The organism is Herpetosiphon sp. NSE202 (assembly GCF_042688385.1).
In the GTDB taxonomy this organism is placed as follows: Bacteria; Chloroflexota; Chloroflexia; order Chloroflexales; family Herpetosiphonaceae; genus Herpetosiphon.
Window position 1 is genome coordinate 254,805 of sequence record NZ_JBHUPY010000005.1, and the last position, 19,837, is coordinate 274,641.

General features: G+C 46.5%; 11 protein-coding genes and 1 riboswitch. Of the genes, 6 read left to right on the forward strand and 5 right to left on the reverse strand.

Annotation, left to right across the window (positions count from 1 at the left end):
* Positions 1-8: 8 nt before the first annotated feature.
* Both ACFMKP_RS07165 and ACFMKP_RS07170 read right to left on the reverse strand, forming a co-directional pair.
* Positions 9-1,535, reverse strand: coding sequence for an ABC transporter permease (locus ACFMKP_RS07165; protein ID WP_382290383.1), 1,527 nt, complete (start codon positions 1,533-1,535; stop codon positions 9-11).
* Entirely contained in the window at positions 1,528-2,520 is a 993-nt protein-coding gene (locus tag ACFMKP_RS07170; protein WP_204754558.1) for an ABC transporter ATP-binding protein, read from the reverse strand. The genes ACFMKP_RS07165 and ACFMKP_RS07170 overlap by 8 nt, the downstream gene beginning before the upstream one ends.
* Before the next feature lie 665 nt (positions 2,521-3,185).
* Between ACFMKP_RS07170 and ACFMKP_RS07175 the strand changes: the two genes are divergently transcribed.
* From ACFMKP_RS07175 to ACFMKP_RS07185, 3 genes are all read left to right on the forward strand, one after another.
* Positions 3,186-4,811 (forward strand): helicase HerA domain-containing protein, encoded by a 1,626-nt coding sequence (locus tag ACFMKP_RS07175; protein ID WP_382290385.1) that lies wholly within the window; start codon positions 3,186-3,188, stop codon positions 4,809-4,811.
* A gap of 319 nt (positions 4,812-5,130) precedes the next feature.
* Positions 5,131-6,291 (forward strand): RNA polymerase sigma factor RpoD, encoded by a 1,161-nt coding sequence (gene rpoD, locus ACFMKP_RS07180; RefSeq protein ID WP_382290387.1) that lies wholly within the window; start codon positions 5,131-5,133, stop codon positions 6,289-6,291.
* A gap of 143 nt (positions 6,292-6,434) precedes the next feature.
* Positions 6,435-7,037, forward strand: a complete 603-nt coding sequence (locus ACFMKP_RS07185; RefSeq protein ID WP_382290389.1) for a 50S ribosomal protein L25 — start codon at positions 6,435-6,437, stop codon at positions 7,035-7,037.
* An 83-nt stretch (positions 7,038-7,120) separates the two neighbouring features.
* Here ACFMKP_RS07185 and ACFMKP_RS07190 read toward each other — a convergent pair whose 3' ends face one another.
* A complete protein-coding gene (locus tag ACFMKP_RS07190) occupies positions 7,121-7,459 on the reverse strand; it encodes a hypothetical protein (RefSeq protein WP_110517265.1) in 339 nt (112 codons plus the stop codon).
* A 140-nt stretch (positions 7,460-7,599) separates the two neighbouring features.
* Between ACFMKP_RS07190 and ACFMKP_RS07195 the strand changes: the two genes are divergently transcribed.
* Positions 7,600-9,960, forward strand: a complete 2,361-nt coding sequence (locus ACFMKP_RS07195) for a TIM-barrel domain-containing protein (protein WP_382290392.1) — start codon at positions 7,600-7,602, stop codon at positions 9,958-9,960.
* Positions 9,961-10,464: 504 nt separating this feature from the next.
* On the opposite strand, the gene metH is transcribed toward ACFMKP_RS07195, so the two are convergent.
* Positions 10,465-14,007 (reverse strand): methionine synthase, encoded by a 3,543-nt coding sequence (gene metH, locus ACFMKP_RS07200; RefSeq protein WP_382290394.1) that lies wholly within the window; start codon positions 14,005-14,007, stop codon positions 10,465-10,467.
* 100 nt (positions 14,008-14,107) lie between these two features.
* A riboswitch (SAM riboswitch) is annotated at positions 14,108-14,210 on the reverse strand.
* A gap of 303 nt (positions 14,211-14,513) precedes the next feature.
* A complete protein-coding gene (locus tag ACFMKP_RS07205) occupies positions 14,514-17,231 on the reverse strand; it encodes a hypothetical protein (protein WP_382290396.1) in 2,718 nt (905 codons plus the stop codon).
* 404 nt (positions 17,232-17,635) lie between these two features.
* Between ACFMKP_RS07205 and nadD the strand changes: the two genes are divergently transcribed.
* Both nadD and nadB read left to right on the forward strand, forming a co-directional pair.
* Complete coding sequence (gene nadD, locus ACFMKP_RS07210; protein WP_382290398.1) at positions 17,636-18,244, forward strand: nicotinate-nucleotide adenylyltransferase; 609 nt, start codon at positions 17,636-17,638, stop codon at positions 18,242-18,244.
* 22 nt (positions 18,245-18,266) lie between these two features.
* A complete protein-coding gene (nadB, locus tag ACFMKP_RS07215; protein ID WP_382290400.1) occupies positions 18,267-19,790 on the forward strand; it encodes an L-aspartate oxidase in 1,524 nt (507 codons plus the stop codon).
* The last annotated feature ends 47 nt before the right edge of the window (positions 19,791-19,837 follow it).

Consider the following 19,837-nt stretch of genomic DNA (forward strand, 5'->3'; position numbering starts at 1 on the left):
GTTTTATACTATTTGCGTTGAAATTGACGACTGAATATCAACCAACTAAGCAAAAATGATACCAAGGCTATGCCGCCGAGCCAGATGTAGGTGCTGGTTTCTGGCGCACGATTGAGCAGCATAATTTGTTGATAATTGGCAATCCCATGGGTCACGGGCAGGCCGCGAGCGATATTCTGCACAAACGGCAAAAACGATTTAATTGAGATGAAGAAGCCGCTGAAGAAGACCGACATCAACAGCACCAACATCGAGAATTGCACTGCTTGGCTATCGGTGCTGACCACTGATGAAATGAAAAAGCCAATTCCCAGTGAGGCAATGGTGAGCATAAAGGTCAGCAAGGCAAAGTTGAGTAGTTGGCCGGTATAGAATGGCACGCCTAGCCCAAACACCATCAATGCAACCAAAACACTGACAATTACTGCCGATAAAATCGTGTAGCTGGCATATTTGCCAATTAAGGTTTGGAAGGCAGAGAGTGGCGAAACCCGAAACATTTCTAAGCTACCTTGTTGCATTTCGCGCACCAACGATAAGCCCGCCAAGGTGACCATCATATGTTGCAGCAACAGCGCCAACACTGCTGGGGTGTAAAAACGCACATAGGCAGTTGCTGGATCTTTGGTGATGTCGCCCAAACTTTCGATTGGCGCAAGGTTGTTGGCAACTGAACGCAATGGCGAAACGACCACCGCTGGATCGATTGCTTGTACCCGATCTGCCTGTTGATCAAGCTCGCTGAGTCGGGTATCAAGCTCGGTTAATTGCTGCTCTTGCTTTTCCAAGCTGCCGCCTGCAGCCAAATCGCGATCGAGCGTGTCGAGCGAGGCTTGCAGCGAGCTAAGGCTTTGGGTAGAAGTGCTGGTTTCGCTGGCTCCATTTTGGGTCATCGATAAGGCAATTAATTGCAATGCCCCAGATTCGCGCAAACTCCGAATCGTTTGGCGGGCTTCGGCGCGCTTGTTGCCGCTGAGCTGTTCGCGCAATTGGCTAATTTGCTGGCGTGCATCGCTGACATAATCGCGCAAGGTGCCAATTTGCTGCTGGCTTTGGCCAACCACACTGAACAACATACCTTTGTTGAGTTCATTAATTTGGGTATACGAGAGATATTCAATCCACGAGCGCAGCAATGGGTCAACTTCGCTATAGATAAAGCGAATATCAACCGCCTTGCCTGTCGAGTAGACCGTGGTCATCTCCAAGGGAAATACTTCGACCAAATCGAGTTCGTCGTTTTCGAGCGCGGCGACTGCTGGCGCTTCGCTTTCGTAAATATGGCGTTCTGGATCAATCAAAAAAGTGTTGCTGATGCGCTTGAGCAATTCAGTCACTTGGGGATTATCGCGGTGGCCTGGTGGCACGACGATGCCAGTGCGCAGCTTGGGCTGCTCGCCTTGATAGCCAACCCCAAACAACGAGAGAATCAGAAACGGCCCGATGATCAAGCCAACTAAAAGTAAGGGTTGGCGGCGAATTGCATTTAATTCTTTGGCACAGAACGCAAAAATGCGCACAAGATTTTTAAGCATTGCTGTGCTCCTTGCTCACTGGCGTTTCGAGCCGTTCCATCAAGGTAATAAAAATATCATCGAATGGCGGGTTGTATTCGCCAACTTGGCGAGTATCGATGGTTGGGTCGCTATTGAGCGCGGCGATCAATTCGGGTAAAGCGGTGCTGGCATCATCCACATAAACCATCATGCTGCCAAGCGGCGCATTATGCGGGCGTTCAATGCCTAAAACCAATTGATGACGGCTCAAAATCCGCACTGCATTGCGCAAATCTTCAGCATCAACCCGAATATTCAGCACATCACTGCCCAAGGCACGGCGGCGCAGGCCATCGGGTGTATCAACCAGCAACAATTGGCCGTCGCGCATCACCGCAACCCGATCGCAATAAGCAACCTCGTTGACATATTGGGTGGTAACAACCAGCGATTTACCCATCGCCTTGAGTTCTTGAAATTGATCCCAGAAGCGGCCCCGCAGCACAGGGTCGATGCCCGCAGTTGGTTCATCAACAAATAATAATTCTGGCTCGTGGACCAATGCGGCAGCCAATTGCAAGCGGCGTTGCATCCCGCCAGAAATATTGCCAGCCAAGGTTTTGCGCGCCTGATCAAGCTCCACAAAATCCAACAACTCGTCGATGCGTTTGCGGCGTTTGGTTAATGAAACGCCATACATTGAGGCGGCAAAGCGCATATTTTCGAGCACGTTCAAGTTGGGGTACAGCACAAACAATTGTGGCATATAGCCAAGTTGCTCGCGATCGCTGGCATTAAATGTAGCTGGATCTTTGCCCAATACGCTTACTGAGCCACTTGTGGGAATATATACTCCCGTCATCAAGCGCACCGTCGTGGTTTTGCCACAGCCTGATGGCCCGACGATGCCAAAAATCTCGCCAGGTTGAATATTCCAAGAAACATCGCGCACCACGTCGCGATCGCCAAAACGCTTTGTCACCTGCTGAAGTTGAATCAGCGATTGACCGGCATGTGCTTGCATAAGCTAACTGCTCCTTGCACCAAGCGGCGATATTGCTATGAACTTGTTGATCGGCTTTAACTCTATTGTAGCCTAGCGATCAAGCATCCTATGTTTTGAAATTTGAAAAAAGCTCACACGTTTATAGCAAGATGTAAGCCAAGTCAAAAGCAGAACAAAGAGCATAGAACATAGAACATAAGCATGAAGGCAAAAATCAGAAAAGGGGCACTGTTTTAATGCAGAGGCGCAGAGAACGAAAGGATGAAGGATGAAGGATGAAGGATGAAGCTAAAAAGAACAAAGAGCATAGAACATAGAACATAATCAAGTCAGAAGTCAGAAGGCAAAAAGCAAAAAGCAGAAGGCAGAAGGCAGAAGGCAGAAGGCAGAAGACAGAAGGTCAAAAAGGAGCAATATTTTAACGCAGCGGCGCAGAGAACGAAAGGATGAGGGATGAAGGGGCTAGGGGTCATGAGTGATGCGTTAGGTCAGCAAGAATCTAATCAACATAATCTGTGAAATCTTTGGCCAAAACAGCCTTCGTGTCCTTCGTGCTCTTCGCGGTTTCGTGCTTCGTGCTCTTCGTGTCCTTCGTGGATCAAAACCTGACCAGCAAACGCGGATTGTTGGAGTCGCGCAGATGTGCTAAAATGAACTACCGAGTTTGTACGGAGTTTTTGAGTATGGCACAAGCAACACGGATTGGGGTCGTGACGAGCGGATCGTTACTGGAAGGGTTAACTGCTCGTTTAGATGAACGCTACGATATTGAGCGTTTGCGGGTTGGTCAATTTATGGTGGTGCAAGGCCGCCAAAATCGCTTTTTTTCGATGTTGACCGATGTGCAACTGGCGGCAACCAGCCTCTCTATTTTGGCTGATCCGCCTGATGATGAACACCCGTTGTTGCGTGAAATTTTGGCTGGGCGCAATACCTATGGCACGTTTAAATTAACCCCACAATTAATGTTACCTGAAGATTCGCTCGAAACTCCACGGCCTGTTAAAACGATTCCGGCCCACTTTGCACCGATTTACGAAGCCAGCGAAGACGATTTTGGCTTGGTTTTTGGGGCCGAGGGCGATGGCAAGTTTCAAATGGGCACGCCGCTCGATATGGATGTGCCAGTATGTATCGATCTTGCGCGCTTTGTTGAGCGCTCAAATGGCGTTTTTGGCAAATCGGGGACGGGTAAATCGTTCTTAACGCGCTTATTATTATGTGGTGTGATTAAACATAATGCTGCGAGTAATTTAATTTTCGATATGCACTCCGAATATGGCTGGAGCGGCACAACTGAAGATAAAATTCAAGAAGTCAAGGGCTTATCACAGCTATTTCCTGGTCAAGTGTATATTTATAGTCTCGATCCTGAATCATCGCGGCGGCGAGGCGTGAAATACGATGGCGAAATTACGATTGGCCTGAATGAAGTTCGGGTTGATGACATTTTATTATTGCAAGACGCGCTTAATCTTAACCCTACTGCTGCTGAATCAGCGTTTATTTGTGCCCAACGCTTTGGCGACGATTGGATTCAAAAGCTGCGTGAATTAGATACAGAGCAGTTGAAAGAATTTGTTGAATCGACGGGTGCGAACATGTCGTCGATGTCGGCACTTTCACGTAAATTGGCTCAACTTGAGCAACTTAAATTTGTAACCCGCAAATCAAGCCAATCATCGATTCGCCAAATTATCGATGCTTTGCTCGCAGGCAAAAATGTGGTTGTTGAATTTGGTCAATATCGCAGCGAATTGGCCTATATGTTGGTTTCAAACATTCTGACGCGCCTCATTTACGATGAATGGGTGCGGCGCACCGAAACCTTCCTAGCCTCGAAAAAAACGAGCGATCGGCCACCGCAGCTAATGATTACGATCGAAGAAGCGCATAATTTTCTTACGCCGAGCTTGGCCAAGCAAACCATCTTTGGCAAAATTGCCCGTGAATTACGCAAATATTCGGTGACCTTGCTAGTGGTTGACCAACGGCCATCGTCAATTGACAACGAAGTGATGAGCCAACTTGGCTCGCGGATTACGGCGTTGCTCAACGATGATCGTGATATTGACGCAGTGTTTATGGGCGTTGGCGGCTCGAAAGGCCTGAAAACCGTGTTGGCCTCGCTCGATTCGCGCCAACAGGCTATGATGTTGGGTCATGCTGTGCCGATGCCAGTGGTGATGCGCACCAGAGCCTACGATAAAACCTTCTACGAGGCAATGATGCAGGGCAATCGGCGTGGGCCAAGCCTCAGGCCACGTACCCCAGAATTGATTGATCAAGAGGCTGACGAATTATTTTAAACGTGCAATAATCCATTATTCCTAAACGTGATCAGTCAAAAGATGGAGATTGCTAGTTAAAAAGTACTTCGAGAGGGTTGACGATCAACTAGGAACAATGCTATAGTGAAACGAGTGGCTAAATGCTGTTGTTCTTACGAGCAACGGCATCACAGCACGCACAATACCGCGATGAGATTGCCACAATTTGCCTTAGCATTCAGGCATTGTATAGATAAACTGTCGCCGCGCCTCGTGCCGATGCTTGGGGGGCGGCGTTCGATCATTAGTTTAGATAACAACATCTTGCCTGCGACTCAACCTCGGAGGAGCCATTTCAATGATTGACAAGCTACTGGAGCTTGCGGCAAAAAATCAGAACCGCATCAAACGCGAAGATATTCTCAGCGTGTTGCCAGAGCCAGAGACGAATATCGAAGCCCTCGAAAGCCTCTACGAACAAATCGAAGAAGCGGGCATCGAGGTTATTGATGCAGACGAAGCCCCCAACGTGGCCGAACTCGATCTTGATTTAGATCTCGATGGCGACCACGATCTCGATGGAGCCTTGCCTGACCTTTCCGATATTGCGCTCGATGACCCAGTGCGCATGTACTTACAAGAAATTGGGCAAGTACCATTGTTAACTGCGGCGGAAGAAGTCGATCTCGCCAAGAAAATGGAAGTGGCTCACGCCGCCAACGATACCTTGTTGCAAGATGATGGCCTGCTCGAACACAGTGATCGTATTTCGCTCAAACGCCATATTGATATTGGCCGCTCTGCACGCCAACATCTGATCCAGGCTAACTTGCGCTTGGTCGTTTCGATTGCCAAAAAATATACCTCGTATGGCCTAACCATGATGGATCTTGTCCAAGAGGGCAATATTGGCTTGATGCGGGCAGTTGAAAAATTCGATTACACCAAAGGCCATAAGTTCTCAACCTATGCCACTTGGTGGATTCGCCAAGCGATTACGCGGGCGATTGCCGACCAAAGCCGCACGATTCGCTTGCCAGTCCACATGGGCGAAGCGATTAGCCAAGTTAAGCGAACCTCGCATAAGTTGCAACAAACCATGCAACGTGAGCCAACGCCTGAGGAGATTGCCGAAGCCATGGGCATAACCGCTTCGAAAGTGCGCCGCACCTTAGAAGCCTCGATGCATCCGCTTTCGCTCGAAATGCCAGTTGGCCAAGAGGGCGAAGGCCGCATGGGCGATTTCATCGAGGATGATCGGGTTTCAACCCCCGTTGATGCTGCCGCGATGACCATGTTGCGCGAACAAATTGAAGAAGTTTTGCAAAAATTGCCTGAGCGCGAACGCAAAATTATTCAATTGCGCTATGGTCTCAAAGATGGTCGCTACCGCACCCTCGAAGAAGTTGGGCTGGAATTTGGCATTACCCGCGAGCGGATTCGCCAAATTGAAGCAGTGGCTTTGCGCAAACTGCGTCACCCACACCTTGGCAAGAAATTACGTGGCTATCTTGATTAACTAACGTGGTTAAAACTGCTGACCCAACGTGCATTTAACGTGGCGTTGGGTTGATTTTTTGCACAACACCCTGTTTTATGGTACACTATCGCAGTTTTGCAGCGATCTAAGATTATTTTAACTCTACATGGAGTAGCATAGCAATGGCGAACGAAACTCTCCGGTTGGAACTCCAACCGCGCGAAATTACTGGCAAAAAGGTTCAAAGCTTGCGCGACCAAGGCATTTTGCCAATTGGGATTTGTGGCCGTGGGATCGAACCCTACTCAGCCCAAGTTGACGAACGCGAATTCAACAAAGTCATCAACAAAGCTGGCTATAGCGGCTTGATCGAGTTGAGCATCCCTGGTCAAAAACGCCAATCAGCGTTCTTGTTGGAAGTTCAACGCAACTCAGTCAGCAATCGCATTATCCATGCCGACTTGCGCGTTGTTGATGTCAACCAACCAGTTGATTTGGATATTCACGTTGCATTGCAAGGCGAAAACGATTTGGTTAGCCGTGGCAACGCTGTGTTGAACTTGGCTCAATCAGTGGTACGTGTTCGCGCGTTGCCAGGTGATGTGCCACATCAAATTGATATTGATGTAACCAGCTTGACTGAAGTTGGTCAACAAATCTTGGTTAAGGATTTGAACTTGCCAGCGAACGTGGAAATCCTTGATGATGTTGAAAGCTTGATTTTGGCTTTGGGTTACCCACAAGTTGAAGAAGCTCCAGCTGAAGAACCAGCAACCGAAGAGTAATTAAACGCCCCTGTGGATTAATCCACAGGGGTTTTTTTAAATCAAAAAAGGATGTGGATTAATCCACATCCTTTTTAATCTATTTAGCTCTTCTTTTTGGGGCGACCGCGGCGAGCACCAGTTTTGCGAGCTGGTTGGCTTTGTGGGTCGATCACCAAAAATTCAATGCGATTTTTGTCTTTGATTGGGCGGAAGCGTAATACAAGGTTGCTGCGGGTTGCAGCTTCGCGCACAAGTGCACGCAACTTGCGTTTGTCTTCTTCATCGCCTAATACAACTTGACCACCAAAACCAGCTTTTGCGTTTTGGAAATAGTCGGTATATTCGGCAATAATGCGTTCGCGGGTTTCACGTTGAACTGCACGCTTTGGTTTTGCCCGTTCTTGCATTTCTTCTGGTGACCAGAGTGTAAATTCTGCCATGATTTTAGCCTCCGAAAATGATACTATTCTATTGACGACACGCCATTCTCAATATTCTTACTCTGTATAGCCTTATCGTATATAGATTTCTGCTTTGTGTCAAGTTTTTTTGTTTCGATTTGGCCAATTTTGGAGGAATTATGCTGCAAGATTCATCAATGTTTACACTTGATCATCGCGATGCGCGGAGCTGTCTGTTTAAACGGGCAAACCAACACCTGCGAATTAGCATCTGTAGCACACAGCTGATTCGGGTTTCACTTAGCAATGATCAACCATTACCCCGGCGTTCATGGGCAGTTAATCGGGCTGATGATGCATGGGAGCCAGTTGAATGGTCAATTGTGCAAAATTTCGATACAACAACGCTTGCGATGACTGATGTACAGGTAAATATTGCACATGCTGATGGACGAATTACGTTTACGAATCGCCAACAACAAGCTTTTTTTAGTGATGTTGCGGCTGCAACATACAACGCTGATGGCTGGCTGGTCACAAAGCAAATTTATAATTCTGAGCATTTTTATGGTTTTGGCGAGCGGACTGGTTGGCTTGAAAAAACAGGTCAGCAGTTTTTAAATTGGACGCTTGATCCAGAACCACATCATGGCCCACGGATTGATAATATGTATGCAACAATGCCAGTTTTTATGGGTTTGCAGCCCAATTTGTGCTATGGCGTATTTTTCAACACATCTTTTCGTTCGAGTGTTGATGTTGGGGCAACTGATGCTGCGTTATTGAGCTTAAAAACTCAAGGGCCAGATCTTGATTATTATCTGGTTTTAGGTACGACACCAGCAGATATTACCGCTGCATGGCGTGAATTGTTGGGTGCAATGCCGTTGCCAGCCTATTGGGCACTTGGCTATCATCAAAGTCGTTGGGGCTATGATTCAAGCAGCACAATGCGGGCAATTGCCGATGAATTACGCGCCCGCAATATTCCATGTGATGCAATTCATTTTGATATTGATTATATGGATGGCTATCGGGTTTTTACCTGGCATCCTGAACGATTTGTCCAGCCAGCCCAATTAGTGCACGATTTGGCCCAAGATGGCTTCAATGTGGTGACAATTATTGATCCTGGAGTTAAAACTGATCCAAATTATGCAGTTTTTGCTGAAGGTATTGCCAACGATTATTTTATTAAACGGGCTGACGGAACGTTATTCAGTAGCTATGTTTGGCCCGATGATAGTGCATTTGCTGATTTTACGCGGGCTGATGTGCGCGCATGGTGGGGAAATTTACATAAGACATTAGTTGATGCAGGTGTGCGTGGCATTTGGGATGATATGAACGAGCCAACCGTGTTTGATCGACCTTTTAGTGAGGGCGGCGGCAATGGCGGCACGATTGACTTAAATGCACCCCAAGGCGCAGCTGATGAGCGCACAACCCACGCTGAAGTGCATAATTTGTATGGTTTGTTGATGGCCCAAGCAACCTATGAAGGTTTGCGCCAATTACGGCCAAATGAGCGGCCATTTGTGCTAACGCGCTCTGGTTTTGCTGGCTTATCACGCTGGGCAACCTTGTGGACTGGCGATAATTCGGCATTGTGGGAACATTTGGAAATGACCTTGCCACAAATTTGTAACTTGGGGCTTTCAGGAATTCCATTTGTTGGGGTGGATATTGGTGGGTTTTTCGGGAATGCTTCGCCAGAATTATGGGCACGTTGGGTGCAACTTGGCGCATTTCTGCCTTTCTGTCGTGGACATTCGTGCTCAGGCACGCGGCCTGCTGAGCCTTGGGCCTTTGGCGAACGCACCGAAGCAATTGCCCGCGCGTATTTGAGCTTGCGCTACCGCTTGTTGCCCTATTTGTATACGCTGTTTTATCAGGCTTCGACGACTGGCGCGCCCATTATTCGGCCCTTGGTTTATGAATATCCTGCTGATCTGGCGACCCATGCCTTGCATGATCAAGTGCTGTGTGGCTCGCAGCTGCTGCTTGCGCCAATTGTCCGGCCTGGCGCTGAATATCGCTCGGTCTATTTGCCTGCTGGCGAGTGGTACGATTGGTGGACTGGCGAGCGGATTACGGGGGCGCAGCATATTTTGGTGCACGCGCCATTAGAGCGTTTGCCGCTGTATGTGCGTGGCGGCGCAATTCTGACGCTTGGCCCAGTGCTCAATTACACTGGCGAGGCTCCACTTGATCCTTTGACGCTCGATGTGTATCCCAGCGGTACAAGCGAATGGACGCTCTACGAAGATGATGGAATTTCATTCGACTATGAACAGGGCTTGAGCGCAACCACCCATTTCAGCTGCATTGAAACTGCGCAATCAATTAACTTGATTATTGCCGCGCGCCAAGGTGCTTGGCAGCCAGCACCACGCACAATCGTGGTGAATTTGCACTCGTTGCCACCAAAAGCTGTTTTGCTTGATGAGCAGCCAATTGAGTGGGTGCATGCCGAGGGGGCGATTACTGTGAGCTTTGTTGATGATGGCTTGACGCATAGCATCAAGGTTGAATTGTAGCAAATGAAAGGATGAAGTCAAAAAAGAGCATAGAACATAGAACATAGAACATAGGAAAGGATGAAGGATGAGGGATGAAGAATGAAGCATGAGAACATAGAACATAGAGCATAGGAAAGTATGAAGGATGAGGGATGAGGGATGAAGTATGAGTGCATAGATGTACTGGTACATCAGGTTCATCACCGCCTGATATTCTTACCCAACCCCGCTCCCGTCCGACGGGCTTTAACGCCGTGGTTCTTGCGCAATGCGTTTAAAAACCGATGCTCCCCTCGCCCGCGTTCAGTGGGAGAGAGGCTGGGGGTGAGGGCATGCTACTTATTCCCAATCTAATGAACCAATACACATAGAACATAGAACATAGAGACTGACACGTTTGGATGTGTTTCGTGAATTAGCTTTAAACGCAGAGGCGCAGAGAATTAATGTTTCTCTGCGCCTCTGCGTTAAGTGCTCATCCTGTTAATTTTCATCCCTCATCCTTCAACCCTCATCCTTTAATTAATTGGCTAGTTCGGCAATGTCGCTTTCGGCGCGCTCGGCAACTGAGCCAATTGAAAAGTATTTGGCATCGGGGTGGTGCACGACGATTGCGGCGGTGCTTTGCTCAGGATCAAGCTGGAAGGCCGAAGTCAAGCTCACGCCAATTTCTTGAGCTGGCAAGACGCTAAACAGCTTGGTATGCTCCTCGAGATCGGGGCAGGCTGGATAGCCCCACGAGTAGCGTTTGGCCTGATAGCTTAATCCTAAGCCTTGGCTAATGATTTTGTTGGTGAATTCGGCTACGGCCTCGGCGTAGGTTGTGCTCAATCCATGGCTGAAGAACGATTCACTATAATCGCTGGCTTTTTGCAAGCTTTCAACCCGCTCGGCTGCGACATGGCCCATTGTTACGATTTGCAAGCCAACCACATCGAACTCGCCGCTCTCGATTGGCCGGAAATAATCGGCCAAGCAGAGGCGTTCGCGGCTTGGTTGGCGTGGGAAGGCAAAGCGCGTCAAGACGGTTTTGCGATCCTTGGGATCGTACACCACCAACTCTTCGCCAGCGGCTTGAGCTGGGAAATAGCCATAGACCGCTTGAGGTTGCAACCAACCATTGCGCTTGGCATCATCGATCATGCGGCGCAAACGTGGCTTGAATTCATCGTTGACCACGCGATCGTATTCTGCGCCCTTGAGGTTTTTGATGCCCCAACCCAAGCGCCAAAGTGTATTCAAATCGAGATATGGTGTAACATCATCGAGCCGAATTTTTTTGGCAACTTGTACGCCCCAAAATGGCGGTGTAGGCACGGGATTATCGTTGCGAATTGCTGAACGCGCGCCGCTTGGATTATCTTTGCCCAATTTTTCCAGCAAGGTGCGACCACGTTCTGGCGCTTTCAACGATTCGCGGGCTGCATCTTCCATGACGCTCATATATTCTTCGCGTACGGTTGGATCGGAAAGTTTATCCATTGTTTCGAGGCCTTCGAAGGCATCTTTACAATAGAAAACGCCACCTGTGTAGGCCACTTCTGGCTCTGGGAAGAGAATCCGTTGCCCATATTGGCGATTGATTGCTGCGCCGCCAACCAGCACTGGGAAGGTCAAATTGCGTTTGTGCAATTCCTGCACGCACAAGGGCATTTGCTTCGATGTGCTGACCAGCAAGGCCGAAAGTCCAATTGCATCTGCGCCAACTTCAAGCGCTTTTTCGATGATTGTATTGACCGGAACTTGCTTGCCCAAATCGTAAACGGTGTAGCCATTATTCGACAAAATGGTGTAGACCAAGTTTTTGCCAATGTCGTGCACATCGCCATAGACCGTGGCCAGCACCACTTTGCCCTTGGTTGTGCCTTCCACGCGATCAAGGTATTGTTCGAGGTGGGCAACTGCACGCTTCATGACTTCGGCAGATTGCAGCACATAGGGCAAAATCAATTCGCCAGCGCCGAATTTATCGCCAACTTCTTTCATGGCTGGCAGCATCACGCCATTGAGCACATCGATGGCTGCTTCGCCTTGGGTTTGGCCGCCAGCCTCGCGCCATGCTCGCGATTCATCAATATCAGCTTCGATGCCATCTTTTTTGCGATGCAGAATCTTCCAATGAATCCGCTCTTCGGCGTTCATTGTAGCGGTTGGGTCGGCTTTGGCTTCGCCAGCGACTGCTGCATTGGCTTCGAAAAATTGAATGAAGCGCGGCAAGGCTTCGTCATCGCTGTTGAAAATCACATCTTCGCAGACCTTGCGGGTTTCGGCGGAGATTTCGGCAAATGGCATCACGTGGCTTGGGTTGATGATTGCTGCATCCAACCCTGCCTTAACTGCGTGGTACAAAAAGACCGAGTTGAGCGCTGAGCGGGCGTGTGGCTGAATCCCGAAGGAGAGATTCGAAACCCCAAGCACGGTCATTGCACCAGGAATTTCGGCCTTGATGCGGCGAATCCCTTCCATGGTTTCTTTGGCCGATTCGCGTAGTTCGGCTTGGCCAGTGGTTAATGGGAAGGTCAGGGCATCAAACAGCCAGGCATCATTTTGCACACCATAATCTTGGCGGCCCAGCTCAACCATACGCTTAGCGATCGCAACTTTGGCTTCGGCGGTATGGGCCATGCCTTCTTCATCAATCGTCAGGGCGATAATTGCCGCGCCATAACGGGCAACGAGCGGCATGGTTTTGTCGAATTTCTGTTCGCGACCGCCTTCGAGTGAGGTCGAGTTGATGATTGCGCGGCCTGGATACATTTGCAATGCTGCGTCAATCACCTCGTGCTCGGTCGAGTCGATGACCAAGGGCAATTCAACGCCCATGGTCAATTTTTTGAGCAACTTCTGCATTTGCTCTTTTTCATCGGGGCGCTCGGTCATTGCCACACACACATCGAGTGCGTGCGAGCCACTATCGGCCTGTTCGCGGGCAATTTGCAACACGCCATCATAATCATCTTTGAGCAACATTTTTTTGACTTTGCGTGAGCCGACCGAGTTAACCCGTTCGCCAATGATGAATGGGCCTGGATCTTGGTGCAATGGCAGGGCGCGCATCGCCGAGGAAACCTGTTGAACAGTTGGGGCTTGATTGGCTTTGGGTGGGCAATTGTTGCCGATTGAATCGACCAAGGCTCGCAAGTGAGCCGGCGTTGTGCCACAACAACCACCAACCACGCGCACGCCCAAATCCTTGACAAACTCGGTTAACGATTTGGCAAAGCCTTCTGGCTCCAAGGGAAACACGGTTTCGCCGTTGACTTCCATTGGCAAGCCAGCGTTGGGAATACATGAAATTGGCAATTTGGAATTGGCTGCTAAATAGGTGATTGCTGGCCGCATGTGCTCAGGGCCAGTCGAACAATTTAAGCCAATCACATCAACATCGGCCAAGGCTTCGAGCGTGACCATCGTGGCTTGAATATCGGTGCCAAGCAACATGCGCCCTGAGAGATCCAAGAAAACTTGAGCTTGAATTGCAATGTCTGGGCGGTTGAGTTCGGCCAAGCCACGGCGAATCCCATCGATTGCCGCTTTGACTTCGAGAATATCGACGCTGGTTTCGACCAAAAGCACATCAACGCCACCTTCGACAAGCGCAATCGTTTGCTCTTTGAAGGTATCGGACAAGGCATCCCAAGTAATATTCGAGAGCGTTGGATCGTCGGATGATGGCAAGAAGCCAGTTGGCCCCATCGAGCCAGCGACGAAGCGTTTGCGGCCATCTTGGGCTTGGTAGCGGTCGGCGACGCTGCGGGCGAGCTGGGCAGCTTTAAAATTTTGCTCGTAGGTTTTATCGGCCAAGCCCCATTCATGCAAGCGAATGCGGGTTGATTGGAAGGTATTGGTTTCCAACACATCAACGCCTGCTTCCATAAACGAGCTATGAATCTGTTCGATAATGTCGGGGCGCGTCAAGGCGAGATAATCGCGTGCGCCGAAGTACTGTTCGCCGCCAAAATCCTCAGGCTTGAGATCATACAAATCCAAGCTAGTACCCATTGCGCCGTCGTAAATCAGAACACGTTTCGCCAATTCGGCGACGTAAGGTTTTATGCTGGTCATGACGCATTCCCTTGTGTGTATGGCTAGCGCTGCCAAAGCGCAGAACCAAGGTTAAAAAAAACTCCTCGCACACTGGCGAGGGCTTCAATCATTGAGTTGCCACTCATCTATCAGCGCGATTGCTGCTGGAAGAAGCACCTTTCTCAGTGAGACGGTTGCTGGAGCGTCATCGGGCCAGATCCCTCGGCTCCTCGTGATGAGGTATTCAATTAATCGCAGTATAGCAAATCTTAGCGAAAAATCAAAGCATGAAGAGCATAGAACATAAGGATGAAAGGCTATAGCCTATAGGCTTTCGGGGATTTGTTGGTAACGTCAATAGCCAACAGCCCCAGCTTCGCGTCCTTTCGTGTCCTTCGTGGATCAATTATTAACGCAGAGGCGCAGAGGAAAGATGGCTATGGGCTATAGGAAGGAATAATCTGGTGAATCTGGGCAATCTGTGGCGGAAACAGCCAAATAACCTAGCGCCAATAACCTGATTCCAATCGTACTATTTGCGGTTTTTAAATATTAAAGTATTTAGAAAGATCGTTTTGAATATGTTCTGGTGCTTTGAAAATTGTTGGTTTAAGCAGATCATCACCATCCAGAGTAATTGTGCCATGGGTAAAAGTTGCATCTCCACGGGCATGACCTTGGACCCATGTATGACCAGGTTTTAGCGTAATACCAGCTTTCGCCGCCTGAAGATACTTGATTTGTGCAGCTCGAAAGGTTTTGCTGATAAAGCGTTCATGGCCAACCACTGCATGAATTGCTTTGGATTGCGCTTCATACCAATCATTTAAACTACTGGTAATTGATGCTTGTCGAACCCTTGGTATTTGACGTTGTTGAGGCATAGTAATCTCATGATTAATACGTGGGCGATAATTTGCTTGCTGATGATGCCGAACTGGATATTCATTGTGGTGCGGTATCACCAAGGCATGATAATTCGCAATAATCATATATTGAATCAAAAGATAATAAGTTTTGTTATTGATCAGATCAACAAAACCTTTAATTGAGCCATCGCTGTTAACGGTAATAGTACCAGCTAAAGGTTTATCTCCATTACTACTGAATAAGGCTAATACATAAATACTTGGCGCTTCTAACCCTTCTTGAACGAATTTGAATGACAGAATATTGGTATATTTGGTTAATAGTGCTGGAGCCTCAATTTCGGCCCGGCCCTCTGATGGAATCTCATACATTCTTTGTTCTGAACAAATATCATCCCATAAACCTTTGATCACTGTTTGGATATGTGACTTATGATGAATATTGGGATTCCATAAACTTGTCATAAGGTGTGTCAGGGTATCTCCATTAAGTAATTGATGATTATAATTCATGATATTTCGTGGTAATAAATCATTTGTAATTGAGTTAAACATCAGTATTAATCCATCAACTGTTGTAATCGATGGATTTGTGATAAAACTTAGTCGTTGTTGAAATTCAACGAATGTCATTGGTTTAATTGAGTTTAAGAATTGAGAAATATTTTCGATGTTTGGTAATGCCTCTTTAGTATACGTATATATGGAACAATACTCGAGTAAATGAAATCTTGTGTCATAACTTTTAATAATACTTAGTAACTTTTGGGCATTTACCCGTAACCCTGTTTTAAACAGAATATCGTCGATCAAATCATCTGGATGTTTGATTGGTGATTGTACTTTTCTTAGTTCTGGAACCAGCTGAATATACTCAAAAATATAAGTTTGCACTGTATTCCTTTTCGATAAATAATTAATTGTATCTTTGAGATGTTCATCAGTAATAGAACGATTTTTATTAAGAAACGTATGTATTTCATATATATCTTTATTAGATAGATTTGCTATTTTATAATATAAATTTTTCCTTGATTTGAATAAATTTATATTATCAATATTGATATTTTGGATTTGATTTATTGTATTTGGTATATCTCTTATTGTTTTCGCAGTAATTATTTTTATTATTTGATTTTCAGTATGATTTTCTATATTCATATCTAATAATTTTTTATATGTGTTATCTAAATTGATTTTATTAATTATCGCATAAGATTCTATTGATATTAGTTTATTAATTGAATTGATACTCAATTTATTGATCCTGAATAATAAGTTCATATAAAATTCGATATTTTCGATAAAAACCTTTTTATTTAATGATAATTTCAAAAAATATATCATATTATATATAGATTTTGATGATTTATTTAAAATGAGGAACCTAGACTCATTTCTAGTACTTTTTGGAAATAAATTAATATTTTCAATAATAAAAATTTTAATTTCTATAAAATTAACTATAGAGAATGTTTTATAATCATTATCTCTATATTCATTATAAATTTCATTCAATGAAATTAATCCTTTGGCTTTAGTTAAGTCATAATTTTGAGTAAATAAAGGTAATTTTATTTCTAATAAGAGTAAATAATATAAATCATTTTTATTGTAAACACCAATATATTTATTAGAAATATTTACTATTGAATTAATAAAAAACTGCTTATCATTATAATTTAATGATAGGGTTAATAATCTATTAATATCTATATTTGAAGAAGAAAATAGTTTTGGATTTATTGAATTAGGGATATTTAATTTATTATTCTGAATGTAAAATAATAAATTAAATATATTATCTATATTTGTAGTTAAATCATAATTAGATAATGTATTTAATATTTTATCTAAATGTATAAAATATTTATGATTAATTTTCTTTATATAATCTAATTTATTATGTAAATTTAATTTATACATTCTCATAATTAGATTTGTGAAATTATTTATATATCCAAATTTCTTAAGGCCGTAACCAAAATTATTTATGTAATTAATGATTTTTATATTTAATTCAGATTTATATATTATTATCATGATTTCAAGATGTTTAATGTCTAAAATAGGCTTTGTTATTTGAATCTCTATTTTTGGATATATAAATTTTATATCTTTATAAGAAATTATATTATGAATATAGTTTTGTAATTGTAAAGTTTCTTTATTTAAGAGATTGACATTTTCTCGTATATAGTTGTATATCAATCTTTGTTCTACATGTTGAGAAATGGTATCAAAAGTGAAATTCTCCTTAAATGTAGTCAATTCCAACACTGTTTCTGCTGTTACTGGTTGATCAAACCGAATACTTAACTTTTTAAGAAAATCCTCAATCTCTGAATTCTCAACTGAAAGTTTGCTGGCTAATTGCTCAATTGCCTCAGTCATGGTTGTACTCCAGCAAGCTAAAATATTCTTCGCATCTACGCCTAACACGTGCCTACTGTATACTACATTCAAATTCCAGCGTCAAGGGTTATTTTGTCTTTGCATGCTTCGTGGATCGAATTTTTAACGCAGAGGCGCAGAGGGACGATGGCTATAGGCTGTTGACTATCGGAACAATTGTTGCTATTGCAAGAAATCTCCGATAGCCAATAGCCTATAACCAAAAGCCACACCCCCTTCGCGGTTTCGTCCTTCGTGTCCCTTCGTGTCCTTCGTGGATCATGTTTTTGACTTTTGACTTCTGACTTCTGACTTTTTGCCTTAGTGTGATATTGACAAAAAGCGGAATCGCGCTATACTACTCTGCACTTGGTGTCATATTGACTATTAAAGAAGGAATGGCTATGCAACGGGTTGGGCTTTTGGGCGGAACCTTCGATCCAATTCATCATGCGCATTTGGCGATCGCCGAAGAAGCACGGGTGGTTTTGGGCTTGAATCGGGTGCTATTTATGCCAACGGCGCAACAGCCTTTGAAACAACAGCACTACAGCTCCGCCAGCCAACGCCTTGCCATGACTGAACTGGCAGTAGCCAATAATCCCGCCTTTGCGGTTTCTAACCTCGAAGTTGAGCGCAGCGGCGTTTCGTATACCATCGACACCATGCATGAACTACAAACCATTGAACCAGCTGTGGAATGGTGGTTGATTGTTGGTGCTGATAGTTTGGCTAGCTTGCCACGCTGGCATGCTGCCAACGATTTAGTTCAACTAGCCCATTTTGCTATTTTAGAACGGCCTGGCTTTGAGTTGGATTGGCAAGCCTTGCTCGACCAATTTCCTAGCCTTGCCACCCGCAGCGTGCGGATTCAAGGCCCACGTATGGATCTCTCGGCGACTGAATTGCGGAGTCGCTTGCAGGCTGGTTTGCCTGTGCGCTATCTCGTTCCTGATGCTGTTGCTGGCTATATTGCCGAGCAGCGGCTGTACCTTTCCCAACCTAGCGCTTAACCACGAAAGGATTTTCCGTTCTATGAACGATTATATTATTGTTGGCTCAGGCATCGCTGGCTTATACACCGCCCAACTGGCAGCTCAACATAATCTTAAGGTTGTGTTGGTAACCAAAGAGGCGGTTGAGGAATGTAATACGCGCTATGCCCAAGGTGGCATTGCCGCCGCAATTGGCGAGCATGATTCACCAGAATTGCACATCGAAGATACCTTGGTTGCTGGTGCTGGCATCAGCGATCCTGCCGCCGTGCGGGTATTGTGTGAAGAAGGCCCAGCTCGCGTGCATGAGTTGATCAATTTGGGCGTGCCATTCGATACCCACAATGGCTCAATTGCCCTAACCCGCGAGGCTGCCCACTCCGAACGGCGTATTTTGCACGCTGGCGGCGATGCAACTGGCGCAGCCATCGAAACAACCTTGGCAGGCGTGGTTGCCAATACCAATGTTGATGTGCGCGCTTGGACTTTGGCCACCGAAATTATTTTGGAAAACGGCCAAGCAGTGGGGGTTCGCACGCTTGATGCGCGAACTGGCGAACGCGGCGAAGTGCGCGCCAAGCGGATTGTACTGGCAACTGGCGGCGCTGGTCAGCTTTTCCAAGCCACGACCAACCCAACCGTGGCAACTGGCGACGGTGTTGCTTTGGCCTATCGGGCTGGCGCTGGGGTTTCAAATATGGAGTTCTTCCAGTTTCACCCAACGGCTCTGCGCTTGCCAGGCGCGCCGGGCTTTTTAATTTCCGAGGCTGTGCGCGGTGAAGGCGGCGTTTTGCGCAACGCTGCTGGCGAACGCTTTATGCTCAAATTACACCCCGATGCAGAATTGGCCCCGCGTGATGTGGTGGCGCGAGGCATTGCTGCCGAAATGGTTTCAACCGATGCTGATCATGTCTATCTTGATGTGACCCATTTGCCAGCCGATTTGGTGCTGTTGCGCTTCCCAACGATTGCCAAAGTCTGCCGCAGCCATGGCTTGGATATTACCAAAGAGCCAATTCCGGTTGCGCCTGCTGCCCACTATATGACCGGCGGCGTGGTGACTGATTTGCATGGTCGCACCAGCGTACCCAATTTATTCGCGGTGGGCGAAGTTTCGATGACTGGCGTGCATGGAGCCAATCGTTTGGCCTCAAATTCCTTGCTTGAGGTGTTGGTTTGGGCTAAGCGCGTGATTGAAGCGCCCGATGGGCCAATTGAAGCGCCAACTTTCCCCCAAACTACTCAGGCAATCACCATGGCTGCCGAAGCCGATGAAACGCCATTTAGTCGCGCCGCCTTGCAACGGCTGATGTGGCGCAACGTGGGGATTGTGCGCGAGGCCGATGGGTTGGGTTCAGCCTTGCGGCAGCTGGTGGTATGGCGTGATGCCCAAACCGAGCCAGGCACAGTGCGCGAGTATGAAGATGCCAATTTGTTGATTGTGGCAACGCTGTTGACCTACGCCGCCTTGTTGCGCGAGGAAAGCCGTGGTGCGCATGCCCGCCGCGATTTCAGCGAAACGCGCGAAGTTTGGCAACGCTATTTGGTCTTGAAGCAAGGCTAATTGTTGCTCGATGTAGTGCAGCTATTCAATTTAACAACGAATAGCTG